The sequence below is a fragment of the Pacificispira sp. genome, assembly GCF_965228185.1.
Taxonomy (GTDB): Bacteria; Pseudomonadota; Alphaproteobacteria; order UBA8366; family Aestuariispiraceae; genus Pacificispira.
Map to the genome: position 1 here is coordinate 97373 of NZ_CBDDHE010000010.1, position 13446 is coordinate 110818.

Here is a 13446-nt window from a genome sequence, read left to right on the forward strand (position 1 = left end):
TTAGTAGGGTGCGCGCGGGCCCGCGTGAAGGAAGGCCTTTTCGGTACCCCAGAACAATCCCGCCGTCAAATATCCGCCCTTGCCCGCGCCGGTATCGACGCAGATCCGGTTGGGATGCAGTTCGGGATCGGGGGTGGGTGAATGGCCATGGACGACCAGCCCGCCGAAATCATACTGGCTGTCCAGGAAAGTGTCGCGAATCCACATCATGTCCTTCGCGTCCTGATCCGCGACAGCGACGTCCGGGCGCAAACCGGCATGGACGAAAATGAAATCGCCGTCGCGATGGATCAGCGACAAGGTCTCCAGGAAATGCAGATGAGCCGGCGGCAGGGCCGCGTCCAGATCGCGGCGGCTGCGATTGAAGTCGGCGGTGTCGAGGGCATCCGCCGGCGGGGTGACGCCATAGCTGCGCAGCGTCTCGTCGCCGCCATTGGCGATCCAGGCACCGCCCAGCCGCATATCCCCGTCTTTCAGAAAGCGCAGCATCATCTCCTCGTGATTGCCGCGCAGGAAGACCGCCCCATCGGCCGACCCGGCCTCGGCCTCACGCAATTCGATAAGCCGGTCGATGACACCCGCAGAGTCCGGACCCCGGTCGATGTAATCGCCCAGGAACACGAAGCGGTCGCGCAGATTCTTTGCCGCCGGGGCGGGCGTCCGGACCAACGCGGCCAGAAGATCGTCCAGATAGTTCAGATGACCGTGAACATCGCCGACAGCGATCAGCCGCACGCCGTCAGGCGCGCGGGATCGTTTCAAGGGCGGGGCCGTTGCGGCTGTTGCCGTACTGATATCGCCTCACTTCCGGCGCGGGTCACTCGGCCGGGGCTTTACCATCCTCGGCCGGCGGGTCGCCGTAACTCTTCCACTCGTCACGTCCCCCCCGGTTATCTAGATAGTTAGCCAGCGCCACCACAACAGACCTGTCGAACTTTTTATTGCCGTCCGACAACAGGATATCCAGCGACTTGTCGAAGCTCATGCCGGCACGCCAGGCGCGGGCGCTGACCATGCCGACAAAGGCGTTGGCGACGGCGGAGATGCGGGCCGTTACGACGATGTTCTGGCCCGACAGACCGTCCGGCGTGCCGCTGCCGTCGAAGTTCTCCTGCAACTGGCGCAGCGTGTCGTAAACCGGCCCGTCGAAATCGATATTCGACACCAATTCGGCGCTGGTCAGGACCGATTGCTGGATCATTTTGATCTCTTCGTCGGTCAGGCCGCCCTGCTTGGTCAGAACCTCTTCCGGCACCGTGATCTTGCCCAGATTCATCAGGCTGCCCGCGATGGCGGCGGTTTCGGTCAGGGTGTGGTCGATATCCATTTCCTTGGCCACGGCACGGGCGACCTCGCCGACCCGGACCGAATGGTTGGCCGAGAACGGGTCGCGCCGGTCGACGACGGAAACCAATGTGCCGACCAACTGACGCATCACGGCCTCGCGCTTCTCGCGCTCCTTGACGCTTTCGGTGATGTCCTGGCTGACCATCAGCACGCCCGGCGGGAAGTCTTCGCGGGCCGGCAGCGGCTGGAAGTCGGATCGATAGACCTTCGGCCCGTCCTCGCCCAGTTCCATCGTATGGGTGACGGTCAGGCGTTCGTTCTTGGCCAGGGCCTCCTTGACCCAGGCGGCGATGCGCTTGCCCTCGACCGGACCCAGAATGGCCGAGACATGCTTGTCGAACATGTCCTTGCGGTCCATCCGGGACAGGTCCAACGCGGTCTTGTTGAACCAGCGATAATGGCCGGACTCGTCGAGGATGACGATGGCGTTGGGCTGGCTGTCCGTCACCAGGTGCATGAAATTGCGCTGCCCCTGGAAGCGGTTGGCCAGTTCCTCGAATTTATGCGCCGCCTCGGTCGCGCGCTGCGACGTGCCGTAGTACCACAGCGCCAACATCCCGATCAGCACCAGGACGATGATGGCGCCGAAAACGATCATCAGCAGCTGGATGCGCTCGCGCGATTCCTTCAGTGCTTCCGACGTGTCGACCTTGTGGACCAGGGTCCAGGGAACCTGCTGGAAGGCGCGGGAGATTGCCAGGACCTCGTTGCCGGCATAGTCAGTCGCGGTGGTGAACCCGCCGACCGTGCGGACCGCCCAGGCGCTGGCCAGGTTCGGCGTGTCGACGGCCAGCGGCTTCTTCAGCGGCGGCGTGCCGTCGCGGCGCGGCGTCAGATATTCGATCTGGTTCTTGGCTTGGCGGACGATCAGGGTCTCGGCGGTTTCTTCCGTCGCGCCCGGCTGTTCCAGCAGGGGATAGAGTTCCTCCCCGACTTCCTTGATCCCCAGTACGTAGCCGAGCTGCGATTCCGCGCTCTCATCCGCCTGGATGGCATAGACCGGGACCAGAAAGGCCATGGACGGCTTGTTGTCGGCATTCAGGAAAATGTCGGAAACGGCGGAGACGCCCTTTTCCGTATTGTCCAGGAATGTCCGGATCGGCCCCTTGATCTGCGGGAAATTGTCGGTCCGGACGATGTATTCGTAGTTCAAGTCGATCAGCGCCAGGCCGTGGGTGCCTTCCTTGGCGATGTTGGCGCCGACCTGCGGGCCGGTATCGTCCTTGCGGAACCCGGCGCGATCCGCGACGACCTCCAGGAGATTACCCAGATAGCCCAGTTCCGCCTGGGCCTCCTCACCGCCGCCGCCGGCTTCGTGGAAGACGGTCAGGTAGAGCTGGACCGACGCATTGTCGGAAATGCCGCGCAGATCGGCGGTCTGTTCGCCCAGCCAGCGTTCGATATCGGTGTAGCGGCTGTCGATGACGATCGACATGCGGCTCTGCCACTGGCGCATTTCACGCGCCTGTTCCGACGCCTTGAATTGCAGCATCAGGAAGATGCCGACGGCGACGAAGATGGCCACCCCGACGCCGGTCAGAATCATCTTCATCCGCGCGCTCATGGCGGGTTTGGCGGCCTTGTCGCTGTCCTTCGCGCCGCCGTCACTCGTCGTGCTGCTCACCGGTAATCCCCCCTGATCCCAAAAGGATACGTGTATCGACGCGGATAATGCCCAAATTCCGCATGAACGTACACCCCGACGTTTTAGCCATATTCGCGCAAATTCCGATCCATACGCTTGGCAGCCGCCGGGATAATCAAATATGGTTACCGTCGCCAGTGGCGGGGGAACGTGTGCCGTCGGGGCTGGCCATGGATTGGGTCCAAAGGATTGGAGCGGAGAGACATGCTGCGCAGGAAGCCTTTCCTGATGATGGCCGCGGCCGTCGCGGCGCTTTTGGTCGCCCCGGTCCTATCGGCGCCGGATGCCCATGCGGCCGGCGTGAACCTGTTCGGCACCAAGGAAATCAGCTCGACCAAGCTCGACAAGTTCGAGAAATGGACCGGCGTCCTGGATCGCTATGGCGGTGAGAAGGGCACGGAGTTGAGCGCCTGCCAGATCACCGCGACCGAGCCCTGCCATATCGCGAAATGGCGGATCTTCCTGAACAAGCTGAAGGGCCATCCGCCGGTCGACCAATTGCAATACGTCAATAAGTACCTGAATCAATACGCCTATATCCTGGACCCGATCAATTACGGAAAAAAGGATTACTGGGCGACGCCGCGCGAATTCATGTACCGCACCGGCGATTGCGAGGATTACGCGATCTCGAAATACGTCTCGCTGATCCATCTCGGCTGGCCGAAGGAACAGATGCGCGTTGTGGTTCTGCAGGACCTGAACCTGAATACGCCTCACGCCATTCTGGTCGTCTACATCGACAATCAGGCCCTGGTCCTCGACAACCAGATCCCCCAGGTCATCGATGCCAGCCGCATCAAGCATTACAAGCCGATCTTCTCGATCAACGAAGACCGCTGGTGGCTGCACCGGGGGTAAGGCTCCGGCCTTGGCCAGCAGTGTTCCCGACCAGCCGTGCCGGATGCCCCCTCTCCCTTGAGGGAGAGGGCCGGGGTGAGGGGGAGATGGTGCCCTAGGCTACGGCCGTAGGCCCTCACCCGACCCTTCGGGCCACCCTCTCCCAGGGGGAGAGGGAAGTGGCGCTTCTGCGATAGCAGGACTTTTGATCTTTCCGGTGCCGAGAGAGCCCGACGAAGGTTCCTGCTTCCGCAGGAACACGGAGGTGTTCTGGACCGTCATTCCCGCGAAGGCGGGAATCCAGGGCCGTCTGCACAGGGATGACGAGTTTACATCGTCGTGCTCCTGCGGCCGCAGGAGCCTTCGCGATACCTGCGCCGTGCGCCCTTGGCTCAGTCGCCGCGCAAATACCGCGTCGGCGTGTCGCCCAGGGTGCGGCGGAACATGGCGATGAAGGCGGAGGGGCTGTCATAGCCCAGATCGAGCGCGACGCTGGTGACGGGCACGCCTTCCGACAGGCGTTCCAGGGCGGAGAGCAGGACGCGCTGGCGGCGCCAGACGCCGAAGCTCATGCCGGTTTCCTTCTGGAACAGGCGCGCCAGGGTGCGCGGGGCGGCGCCGCTGACCTTCGCGAATTCCTCCAGCCCGCGCCGGTCTGCGGGGTCTTCCAGCAGGGCGTCGGTGACGGCGCGCAGTCGCGAATCCTCGGGCAGTGGCAAATGCAGCTCGGCGGGCGGGGCGGCGCGCATCTGGTCCAGCAGAACGGCCATCAGGCGGCCCTGCGGCCCGTCCACCTGCCAGTCGCGGGGGAAGGCGGCGGCTTCCAGGATCAACTGACGCAGCAGCGGATCGACCGACAGGACGGCGCAGCGGTCGGGCATGCCGGTCATCGCTTCGGCGGCAACATAGAGGCTGCGGAATTTGGCCCGTCCGACGGGCCGGATGTCGTGCAGGATGCCGGGCGGAATCCAGACCGCCATGGCGGGCGGCGCCGTGAACCGCCCCTGCGGCGTCAGCACGGTCAGAACCCCCTCCGCCGAATAGGTGAACTGCCCCCAATCGTGGGAATGCGGCGTCACGGTCTCGCCGACGCTCATGTCGAAGGCACGGACCTCGACCGGACGCAGCAGCTGTGACGGCACGGCGTCCCGGGATGGGGCTTGGCTGATTCTAGACATCGTTTGTCAGAATAACGAGAGACAGCCGGTCTGGCGAGGCGTAAATCTCAGATCATCCGAATCTAGAGGGTAGACGGTCCATTGAACGCCTGCCCTTCTCGCCGCCGAACTCCGGCCGGTCAGACCCAGAAAGCGCCCGCGATGAGCCGTTTTATCACCCGTTTCCTGCCCCGATTCCTTCAGGGGCCCGAAGGCATGCTGATCCTGATGGCCTTCGCCATGGCGATCAGCCTGCAGGGCTGGTTCGCGCTGTTGAACAATTTCGTGGTGGAACGGGCGAATTTCACCGGCAAGGAGATCGGGTTTCTGCAGTCGATCCGGGAAATTCCGGGCTTCCTGTCCTTCGCGGCGGTCCTGCTGCTGCCCTTCATCCGCGAGCAGAACCTGGCCTTCCTGTCGTTGTTCCTGCTGGGTATCGGTACCGCACTGACGGGCTATTTCCCGACGGAGCTGGGCCTCTATCTGACGACCCTGCTGATGTCGACGGGCTTCCACTATTACGAGACGATGAACCAGTCCCTGACGCTTCAGATGATCGAAAAGAAGCGTGCGCCGATCCATCTGGCGACGCAGTTGAAGGCGGCGTCGATCGGGACCTTCTTCATTTTCATCGTGATCATCGCCTTCTTCAACGATTCCGCCTTCGTGCGGATTCAGGAGAATCTGGGAATCGCCGAGCCGCTGACCGGCCTCAATCTGGGCTATGTGCCGATTTATGTCTTCGCCGGCGCGGTTACGGCGGTGATCGCCGTGTTCTGCAAAATCTATTATCCGTTCTATGAGGCGGCGGAAGTGCAAACCAAGTCGCTGTTCCTGCGGCGGCGCTATTGGCTGTACTACGCGCTGACCTTCATGGGCGGGGCGCGGCGTCAGATATTCATGGTCTTCGCCGGATTCCTGATGGTCGAGAAATTCGGCTATGACGCGACGGCGATCACGCTCCTGTTCATGGTCAATCTGATCGCGAATATCTGGATCGCCCCCTATATCGGCCGCTTCATCGTGAAGATGGGCGAGCGCCGCGCGCTGATCCTGGAATATGTCGGTCTGATCTGTGTCTTCGGCAGCTATGCGGTGGTCGAGGACGCGTCCTTCGCGGCCTTCCTATATATCGTCGACCACCTGTTCTTCGCCTTCTCCATGGCGATCAAGACCTACTTCCAGAAGATCGCCGATCCGAAGGATATCGCGTCGACGGCGGGGGTCAGCTTCACCATCAACCATATCGCCGCCGTCGGTATTCCGGCCGCTTTCGGCTACCTGTATCTAGAGGACGAGGGGCTGGTATTCCTGCTGGGCGCGGGCATGGCGGTGATCTCGCTGATCCTGGCCCTGCTGGTGCCGCGCGATCCGGAAGCGGGGAACGAGACGGTGCTGACGCGGCCCGGGCCCGGCGCGGTTCAGCCGGCCGAATAGCCCCAGCGGTCGATCCAGGGGGCCAGAACAGGCTCCAGGGGTTTCAGCGCGGCCTCGTAACGCTGCCAGCGTCCGGCGGCGCGCTTGTAGACCGGCTCCGACACCTGGGCGTAGCTTGGCGTGTTGATCCGGCGCCCTTTGGCGCGTCCGGCATGGTCCAGAACCGCCTCGTCCCATTCCAGTCCCAGCGCGCCGATGACTTTCCCGGCGACATCTTCCGGATCGTCGATCAGATCTTCATAGCGTACGCGGATCGGCGCGATTTCCAGCGCCGTACAGGCGGCCTGGCAGAGGCCCATGACCCGGTCGTAATGCCGCGCCGCGCCGTCCAGGGTCAAATAATTCGCCATGGCGGCATTCATGTGGAAGTTCTGCATGAAGCAACTCAGCACCGAATCCATCGGATGACGCAGGGCCAGGATGAAGCGGGCGCGCGGAAACAGGCTGCGGATCAGGGGCACATGGATCGCGTTCAGCGGCAGTTTGTCGATCAACCGGCCTGGACCCTGTGGCCCCTTCGCCTCCGCCCAGTCGGCGTATTGGCGGCGCAGGGCCAGACGGTCCTCGACATTCAGCACCGCCAGTGCCTCGGGATAGCCCTCCGGCCGCTCCGCCAACCGCGCGGCCAATCCGTCCAGGATGGGTTCTTCCTCCATCACTTTCAGCCCGCCATGGCCGTCCAGCATCCGGTCCAGAAGCGTGGTGCCCGAGCGTGGGAAGCCGATCAGAAAGACCGGATCCTCGATCCCGTCCTCCGGCAAGGGCGCCAGCGCCGTCCGGGCGGGGTCGAACGCCGCCAGCCGGTCCAGAAGCGCCGTATTCGAGGCGGGATCCGCCGCCGCGCCATGGACCGACTGGGCCCGCCGGTTGGCCTCGGTGAAGGCCGCCAGCGCGTCCTCCGTCCGGTTCAGCCTGTCCAAGGCCCGCGCCCGCTCGAACGCCGCCTGCAGCGCCAGCGTGCCTTCGGTCAGACTGTCGGGGTCGAGGCTGTCCAGCAGATCCAGGGCCGCCTCGGCCGCACCCTGGCGCAGGCGCAGCAGCGCGGCGACATAGGTCAATTCCGGATGGCCCGGTTTCAGCGCCAGTCCGGCATCGACATCCGCCTGCGCCCCCGCTTCGTCACTGATCATCTCGCGCAGGACGGCACGCTGCGCCAGCAGGGCCGGGTCCGTCGGCCGTTCCGCGATGACCGCGTCCAACAGCGCCAGCGCGTCGCGCGTGCGCGATCGTTTGAAATAGAGCCGCGCGAGATTGGCACGCGCTTCGACCGAGCCACCGTCGGCGGCGGCGGATTCCAGCAGCGGCTCGGCTTCGTCCAGCGCGCCGCCTTCCAGCAGCACCGCGCCCAGATTGCCGCGCGCATCCCGGTCGGCGGCATTCTGACTCAGCGCGGTGCGGAACGCGGCCTCTGCCTCTTCCAGCCGCCCGGCGGCGCGCAACGCCACCCCGGAAGCATTCAACCCCGCGCCGTTCCTGGGCAGGCTTGCCGCCAGCTCCAGCGCCGCCGCGACCTTGCCGGTTCGGGCAAGCAGCAGGGTCAGGTTGATGCGCGGCAGCGGCCAGTCGAGCGCGTATTGGGTGGCGGCGCGATAGGCCCGCTCGGCCTCTTCCACCCTTCCGGTCCGCTCCAGCAGATTGGCCCGGTTCAGATGCGCCTCGGCATAATCGGGCTTGCGCGCGATAGCGGCCTCCAGCGCCGCGAGCGCCCGCGAATCCCGGCCCGCCGCCCTTTCCGCATTGGCCAGGTTGAAATGAAAAACCGGGTCGCGCGGCGCAAGCTTGATCGCCGACTTGATGGACCGGACGCCGCCTTCCGCATCGCCGGACTGGGTCAGGGCAACGCCCATCAGATGCAGGGTCGGGGCGTGCTTCGGCATGGCCGCGAGAACGCGGCGATAGCCGGACACGGCGGTGGCGACATCCCCGGCCTGATGGGCCGCAACGGCCGCGTTCAATATGGATTGTAGGGCCGATCCGGCCGGCTGTTGTGCCATGCGTCTGGGCGCTCCCCCTGCTGCGCCGATACGAAAGCGCAAGCCGCCGGTCGGTTCAACCAACCAATGCGCTTGACCCAGGTCAATGACCCTTGCGGCCATGCCGCCTAGGATCCTATCGCATTGAAACGTCAGGTCCGGGATCGTCACATCATGGAAGCGCTGAAACCAATTCTACTGGCCCTCGCGGGGGTCCTCGTCATTCTCGGCTTCGCTGCCACGCTGTGGTTCGGCGTGGAGGCCGTATTATGGATCGCCCTGGTCCTGGTGCCGGTGGTGTTCGTTCAGACCCTTCTATGGGGAAAATAGCCCCCGCGCTCAGAGTGGGATGCCGCCGGCAGATCGAATCGGATCGGATCGCCCGATTGCCGGGCTAGAGAGTCAGTTCTGTGGCTTCGGGATCATGCCCTTCATCTTGCGGCCACCGAAAATGTGGAAATGCAGGTGGGGGACTTCCTGGTGGGCATCCGCGCCGTGATTGGCGATCAGGCGGTAGCCCGGCTCGTCCAGACCCAATTGCCGGGCGACCGTACCGATGGCCTTGAAATAGCCGGCGACCTCCGCGTCGCTGGCCTTTTCGGTGAAATCGGCGGTCGACACATAGGGGCCCTTCGGGATGACCAGGACATGGACCGGGGCCTGCGGCGCGATGTCGTGAAAGGCCAGGGCGTAATCGTCCTCATAGACCTTGTTGCAGGGAATTTCGCCCCGCAGGATCTTCGCGAACACATTCTGGTCGTCATAGGTCATTCGGTCTGCCTCCCCGGCAAGGTCTTGCGGAATTTGCGTCGGGCGCTGGCCCCGTGCGACTGGACAAAAACTTCACCCATTTTGCAACCGCGTTCGGCGACGCAACTCCATGTCGCCGGGATCAAAAGGGGGTGCCGCAGGGCATTGCCGCGCTCCTGCGAGAGCAGGAACACGGATGTATTTGCTTTCGTCATTCCGGCGAAAGCCGGAATCCAGGGCCTCATGCAGGATCCGGTGCCTGTTCCCCTGGACCCCGGCTTCCGCCGGGGTGACGGGGTGGGTTCAGTGGCTGGTCGCGGTTCTTTCGCCACTGCTGTTGCCCAGGATCTCCGCGCCGATCAGGCCGGTCCCGGCCAAGGCATAGAACGCCGCGATCAGACGGTTGAAGACCAGGCGTCGGCGGGTGGAATTAAGGAAGCGGCCGATGGCGGTGCCGAAACCGCAATAGCCGATATAGATCGACGCCGTGATCGCCTGGGCGGTCGGCACCAGGACCGCCAATTGCGGGGCCAGCGGCTGTGCCGGGTCGACGAATTGCGAGAAGACGGCGGCATAGGCCAGGACCGCCTTCGGATTGCTGAGCGATATCAGGATGGAATCGCGCAGGATGCGTCCGGCCGGCTTCGCGGCCTCCGCCTTCACGGCGACGGCGCGTCCGGATTTGCGCCACATCGAAATCCCCATCCAGATCAGATAGGCCCCGCCGCAGATTTTCAGGATCGTGAACAGGGTGGCATTGGCCGCCAGCAGGGTGGCAAAACCGGCGGACACGGCGGCAATGAACAGGAAGGCGGCGATCAGGATGCCGGCGACCGCCCACAGTGCATGGCGGAACCCGGAATTCGATGAGATCGCGATGCAGTTCAGCGCATTCGGACCCAGGGGGATGCCCGCCAGGAACCAGACCGCGACGAAAACCAGCCAGAGTTCCCAGGACATGACACCTCCCCTTCGATCAGTCTTGCTTGCGCGACGCCTTTTCCGTCAGTCCGGACGTGCCTTCGCGGGCGGCCAGCTTCGCCCAGACCTCGTCGGGCTTCAAGCCCGCGTCGGCCCAAAGCACCAACAGGTGATACAGAAGGTCGGCGCTTTCGGACGCGATGCCCTCGCGGTCGTCCTTCATCGCCTCGATCACCGTTTCGACCGATTCCTCACCCAGTTTCTGGGCGATCTTGCCGCGGCCCTTGCCGAACAGCTTGGCGGTGTAGGACGTGTCCGGATCGGCGCCCTTGCGCGCGGCCACAGTGGCATAGAGGCGGTCCAGAACCGTCGCGTCGATCTCGCTCATGCGCCTGCTCCTGTCGTCGGGGCGTTGCTGCCGCCGTCGACCGGACGGACTGGCAGGCCCGCGGCGGCCATATGGGCCTTGGCCTCGGCGATGGAATATTCGCCGAAATGGAAGATGGAGGCGGCCAGCACGGCGGAGGCATGGCCGTCGCGCACGCCCTCGACCAGATGATCCAGCGTCCCGACGCCGCCCGACGCGATCACCGGTACCGGCACGGCATCCGCGATGGCCCGGGTCAGCGGGATGTTGAAGCCGGATTTGGTGCCGTCGCGATCCATGGAGGTCAGCAGGATTTCGCCCGCGCCCAGTTCGACTACCTGCCGTGCGAAGGCGACGGCGTCGATGCCGGTCGGCTCCCGCCCGCCATGGGTGAAGATTTCCCAGCGGTCCGGCCCGACCGATTTGGCATCGATGGCGACGACGACACATTGCGAGCCGAAGCGTTCCGCAGCCTCTTTCACGAATTCCGGCCGTTTCACCGCCGCCGTGTTGATCGACGCCTTGTCGGCCCCGGCCAGCAGCAGCTTGCGGATATCCTCGACCACCCGTACCCCGCCGCCGACGGTCAGCGGCATGAAGGCGACGGCGGCCGTCCGCGCGACCACGTCATAGATCGTGTCGCGATTGTCGCTGCTGGCAGTGATGTCCAGGAAGGTCAGTTCGTCCGCCCCGGCGGCGTCGTAGATCTTGGCCTGTTCCACCGGGTCGCCCGCATCGCGCAGGCCGACGAAGTTGACGCCCTTGACGACGCGGCCGTCCTTGACGTCCAGACAGGGGATGACGCGGGTCGTCAGCATGGCGGCGTTACCCCTTGCCCTTCAGAACGGCGATGGCCTCGGCCAGATCGATGCGGCCGTCATACAGCGCCCGGCCGGAAATCGCGCCGGCGATGCCGCCCGCCGCCTTCAGTGCCCGCAGATCGTCCAACGACGTGACGCCGCCGGATGCGATGACCGGCGTGGCGATGGCGTCGGACAGCGATTTGGTCGCCGCGACATTCACACCCTGCAACGCGCCGTCGCGGTCGATATCGGTATAGATGATGGCGGCGACGCCTTCGTCCTCGAACATCCGCGCCAGTTCCAGGACTTCCAGTTCCGTCGCTTCGGCCCAGCCCTCGACCGCGACCTTGCCGGCGCGCGCGTCGATGCCGACCGCGACCTGCCCGGGAAAGGCCGCGCAGGCCGCCTTGACCGTGTCGGGGTCCTTCACCGCGACCGTGCCCAGAATGACCCGGGACACGCCGCGCTCCAGCCAGGACGAGACATGCGACACCGACCGGATGCCGCCGCCCAACTGGACCTGTGCCTTGTTGCCGACGGCATCCAGAATGGCCGAGACGGCATCGGCGTTTTCCGACTTGCCGGAAAACGCGCCGTTCAGGTCGACCACGTGGATCCATTCCGCCCCAGCATCGACAAAGGCGCGGGCCTGGGCGCCGGGATCGGTGTTGAACACCGTCGCCGCGTCCATGTCGCCGCGCAGCAGGCGCACACAGGCGCCATCCTTCAGGTCGATCGCGGGATACAGGATCATGGCGCCTCTCTTTACGGTTTCCAGGACAGGAAGTTCGAAATCAGCCGCAAGCCGGCCGCCTGGCTCTTTTCCGGGTGGAACTGGGTTCCGACCATGTTGTCGCGGCCGACGGCGGCGGTCAGTGCCTCGCCGTAATCGACCTGGGCCAGGCATTGATCCGGCCTGTCCGTCTTCAGATGATAGCTGTGGACATAGTAGCAATAGGCGCCGGGACCGATCCCGTCGAAAACCGGATGGTCGGCGACGCGGGTCAGATCGTTCCAGCCCATATGCGGCACTTTCAGCGCCGGGTCGTTCGGGCGGATCGCCGTGACCCTTCCCTGGATCCAGTCGAAGCCCGGCGTCTCGCCGTGCTCTTCGCCCAATGTCGCCATCAACTGCATGCCGACGCAGATGCCCAGAAAGGGACGGCCCTTGTCGATCACCGCGTCCTGCAGGGTTTCGTAGAGGCCCTCGACCTTCATCAGACCCGCGCGGCAATCGGCATAGGCGCCGACGCCGGGCAGCACGATCCGGTCCGCCGCCGCGATCTCGACGATGTCGTCCGTGACGGAAATCCGGTCCGACGGCCCGGCCATCCGCTCGAACGCCTTCGCGGCGGAATGCAGATTGCCCGACCCGTAATCGACGATGACTGTCCGCATGGCCGCCTACAGCGACTCGCCCAGCGTGCCCTTGGTCGACGGCACCTGGTCCGCCTTGCGCGGGTCGATGGCGGTCGCCGCCTTCAGCGCGCGGGCCAGGCCCTTGTAGCAGCTCTCGGCGATATGGTGATTGTTCTCGCCGTAGAGATTCTCGACATGCAGGGTCGCGCCGGCCGCCTGGGCGAAGGCTGCGAACCATTCCTTGAACAGTTCCGTGTCGAAATCGCCCAGCTTCGGCTTGGTGAAATTGACTTTCCACACCAGATAGGGTCGGCCCGACAGGTCGATCGACACCCGGGTCAGGGTCTCGTCCATCGGGATATAGGCATGGCCATAGCGCTCGATCCCCTTGCGGTCGCCCAGCGCCTTCAGAACGGCCTCGCCGACGACATAGCCGCTGTCCTCGGTCGTGTGGTGGAAATCGATATGCAGGTCGCCCTCGGCCCGCAGGGTCAGGTCGATCAGGCTATGCTTGGAGAGCTGCTCCAGCATATGGTCCAGGAAGCCGATCCCGGTCTGGACGTCATAGACGCCCGCCCCGTCCAGGTTCACCGACCCGGAGATCCGCGTTTCCTTCGTATTGCGCTCGACCGACGCCTGCCGCATCACCGTTTTCCTTCATTCGATCCATCGAATGCGGTGCAAATAGCAGGCACGGCGCGGAATGGCTAGACGCACGTGGGTCGCAGCCCCTCCTCGGCCGTCACCCCGGCGGAAGCCGGGGTCCAGGGAATGGGGCACGTCCCTGCCGACGGCCCTGGATTCCGGCTTTCGCCGGAATGACGTCAATGGTGCCTTGAGAAAGAAT

14 protein-coding genes are annotated in these 13446 nt (G+C 64.5%); 3 read left to right on the top strand and 11 right to left on the bottom strand.

Annotated features, from left to right (window positions below; all coding sequences use genetic code 11):
- Together ACO06O_RS20900 and ACO06O_RS20905 are read right to left on the bottom strand one after the other, a co-directional pair.
- Nucleotides 1–762, bottom strand: a complete 762-nt coding sequence (locus ACO06O_RS20900; protein WP_421884426.1) for a metallophosphoesterase family protein — start codon at nucleotides 760–762, stop codon at nucleotides 1–3.
- 55 nt (nucleotides 763–817) lie between these two features.
- A complete protein-coding gene (locus ACO06O_RS20905; protein ID WP_421884429.1) occupies nucleotides 818–2971 on the bottom strand; it encodes an HD-GYP domain-containing protein in 2154 nt (717 codons plus the stop codon).
- Between the two features lie 225 nt (nucleotides 2972–3196).
- On the opposite strand from ACO06O_RS20905, the gene ACO06O_RS20910 reads away from it, so the two are divergent.
- The gene (locus ACO06O_RS20910) at nucleotides 3197–3853 is read left to right on the top strand and encodes a transglutaminase-like cysteine peptidase (protein ID WP_421884432.1); all 657 of its coding nucleotides are present in this window, start codon (nucleotides 3197–3199) and stop codon (nucleotides 3851–3853) included.
- A 371-nt stretch (nucleotides 3854–4224) separates the two neighbouring features.
- Here ACO06O_RS20910 and ACO06O_RS20915 read toward each other — a convergent pair whose 3' ends face one another.
- Nucleotides 4225–4974 carry an AraC family transcriptional regulator gene (locus tag ACO06O_RS20915; protein ID WP_421884435.1) on the bottom strand — a complete coding sequence of 250 codons (750 nt, stop codon included), beginning with the start codon at nucleotides 4972–4974 and terminating at the stop codon, nucleotides 4225–4227.
- 177 nt (nucleotides 4975–5151) lie between these two features.
- On the opposite strand from ACO06O_RS20915, the gene ACO06O_RS20920 reads away from it, so the two are divergent.
- Nucleotides 5152–6426 (top strand): MFS transporter, encoded by a 1275-nt coding sequence (locus ACO06O_RS20920; RefSeq protein ID WP_421884439.1) that lies wholly within the window; start codon nucleotides 5152–5154, stop codon nucleotides 6424–6426.
- Here ACO06O_RS20920 and ACO06O_RS20925 read toward each other — a convergent pair.
- Nucleotides 6411–8420: a sulfotransferase gene (locus ACO06O_RS20925; protein ID WP_421884442.1), complete on the bottom strand. Its 2010-nt coding sequence runs from the start codon at nucleotides 8418–8420 to the stop codon at nucleotides 6411–6413. The two genes, ACO06O_RS20920 and ACO06O_RS20925, sit on opposite strands and share 16 nt — an antisense overlap.
- Nucleotides 8421–8543: 123 nt before the next feature.
- Here ACO06O_RS20925 and ACO06O_RS20930 point away from each other — a divergent pair, with 123 nt between their 5' ends.
- Nucleotides 8544–8729, top strand: coding sequence for a hypothetical protein (locus ACO06O_RS20930; RefSeq protein WP_421884445.1), 186 nt, complete (start codon nucleotides 8544–8546; stop codon nucleotides 8727–8729).
- 72 nt (nucleotides 8730–8801) lie between these two features.
- Here ACO06O_RS20930 and ACO06O_RS20935 read toward each other — a convergent pair whose 3' ends face one another.
- From ACO06O_RS20935 to hisB, 7 genes are all read right to left on the bottom strand, one after another.
- Nucleotides 8802–9170, bottom strand: coding sequence for a histidine triad nucleotide-binding protein (locus ACO06O_RS20935; RefSeq protein ID WP_420419359.1), 369 nt, complete (start codon nucleotides 9168–9170; stop codon nucleotides 8802–8804).
- Between the two features lie 282 nt (nucleotides 9171–9452).
- Nucleotides 9453–10109, bottom strand: a complete 657-nt coding sequence (locus ACO06O_RS20940) for a LysE family translocator (protein ID WP_421884448.1) — start codon at nucleotides 10107–10109, stop codon at nucleotides 9453–9455.
- Nucleotides 10110–10125: 16 nt separating this feature from the next.
- On the bottom strand, nucleotides 10126–10458 hold the full coding sequence (locus ACO06O_RS20945; protein ID WP_421884451.1) for a phosphoribosyl-ATP diphosphatase: 333 nt from the start codon (nucleotides 10456–10458) through the stop codon (nucleotides 10126–10128).
- Nucleotides 10455–11255, bottom strand: coding sequence for an imidazole glycerol phosphate synthase subunit HisF (hisF, locus tag ACO06O_RS20950; RefSeq protein ID WP_420419362.1), 801 nt, complete (start codon nucleotides 11253–11255; stop codon nucleotides 10455–10457). Before hisF ends, ACO06O_RS20945 begins: the two co-directional genes overlap by 4 nt.
- 7 nt (nucleotides 11256–11262) lie before the next feature.
- Entirely contained in the window at nucleotides 11263–11994 is a 732-nt protein-coding gene (gene hisA / locus ACO06O_RS20955; RefSeq protein ID WP_421884454.1) for a 1-(5-phosphoribosyl)-5-[(5-phosphoribosylamino)methylideneamino]imidazole-4-carboxamide isomerase, read from the bottom strand.
- An 11-nt stretch (nucleotides 11995–12005) separates the two neighbouring features.
- Nucleotides 12006–12638, bottom strand: coding sequence for an imidazole glycerol phosphate synthase subunit HisH (hisH, locus tag ACO06O_RS20960; protein WP_421884457.1), 633 nt, complete (start codon nucleotides 12636–12638; stop codon nucleotides 12006–12008).
- Nucleotides 12639–12644: 6 nt separating this feature from the next.
- Nucleotides 12645–13244, bottom strand: coding sequence for an imidazoleglycerol-phosphate dehydratase HisB (gene hisB / locus ACO06O_RS20965; RefSeq protein WP_421884459.1), 600 nt, complete (start codon nucleotides 13242–13244; stop codon nucleotides 12645–12647).
- Nucleotides 13245–13446: the final 202 nt, after the last annotated feature.

Coding starts and splice junctions, on each gene's coding strand:
- ACO06O_RS20910 (WP_421884432.1), top strand. CDS start 3,197: ATGCTGCGCAGGAAGCCTTTCCTGATGATGGCCGCGGCCGTCGCGGCG.
- ACO06O_RS20920 (WP_421884439.1), top strand. CDS start 5,152: ATGAGCCGTTTTATCACCCGTTTCCTGCCCCGATTCCTTCAGGGGCCC.
- ACO06O_RS20925 (WP_421884442.1), bottom strand. CDS start 8,420: ATGGCACAACAGCCGGCCGGATCGGCCCTACAATCCATATTGAACGCG.
- ACO06O_RS20935 (WP_420419359.1), bottom strand. CDS start 9,170: ATGACCTATGACGACCAGAATGTGTTCGCGAAGATCCTGCGGGGCGAA.
- ACO06O_RS20940 (WP_421884448.1), bottom strand. CDS start 10,109: ATGTCCTGGGAACTCTGGCTGGTTTTCGTCGCGGTCTGGTTCCTGGCG.
- ACO06O_RS20945 (WP_421884451.1), bottom strand. CDS start 10,458: ATGAGCGAGATCGACGCGACGGTTCTGGACCGCCTCTATGCCACTGTG.
- hisF (WP_420419362.1), bottom strand. CDS start 11,255: ATGCTGACGACCCGCGTCATCCCCTGTCTGGACGTCAAGGACGGCCGC.
- hisA (WP_421884454.1), bottom strand. CDS start 11,994: ATGATCCTGTATCCCGCGATCGACCTGAAGGATGGCGCCTGTGTGCGC.
- hisH (WP_421884457.1), bottom strand. CDS start 12,638: ATGCGGACAGTCATCGTCGATTACGGGTCGGGCAATCTGCATTCCGCC.
- hisB (WP_421884459.1), bottom strand. CDS start 13,244: ATGCGGCAGGCGTCGGTCGAGCGCAATACGAAGGAAACGCGGATCTCC.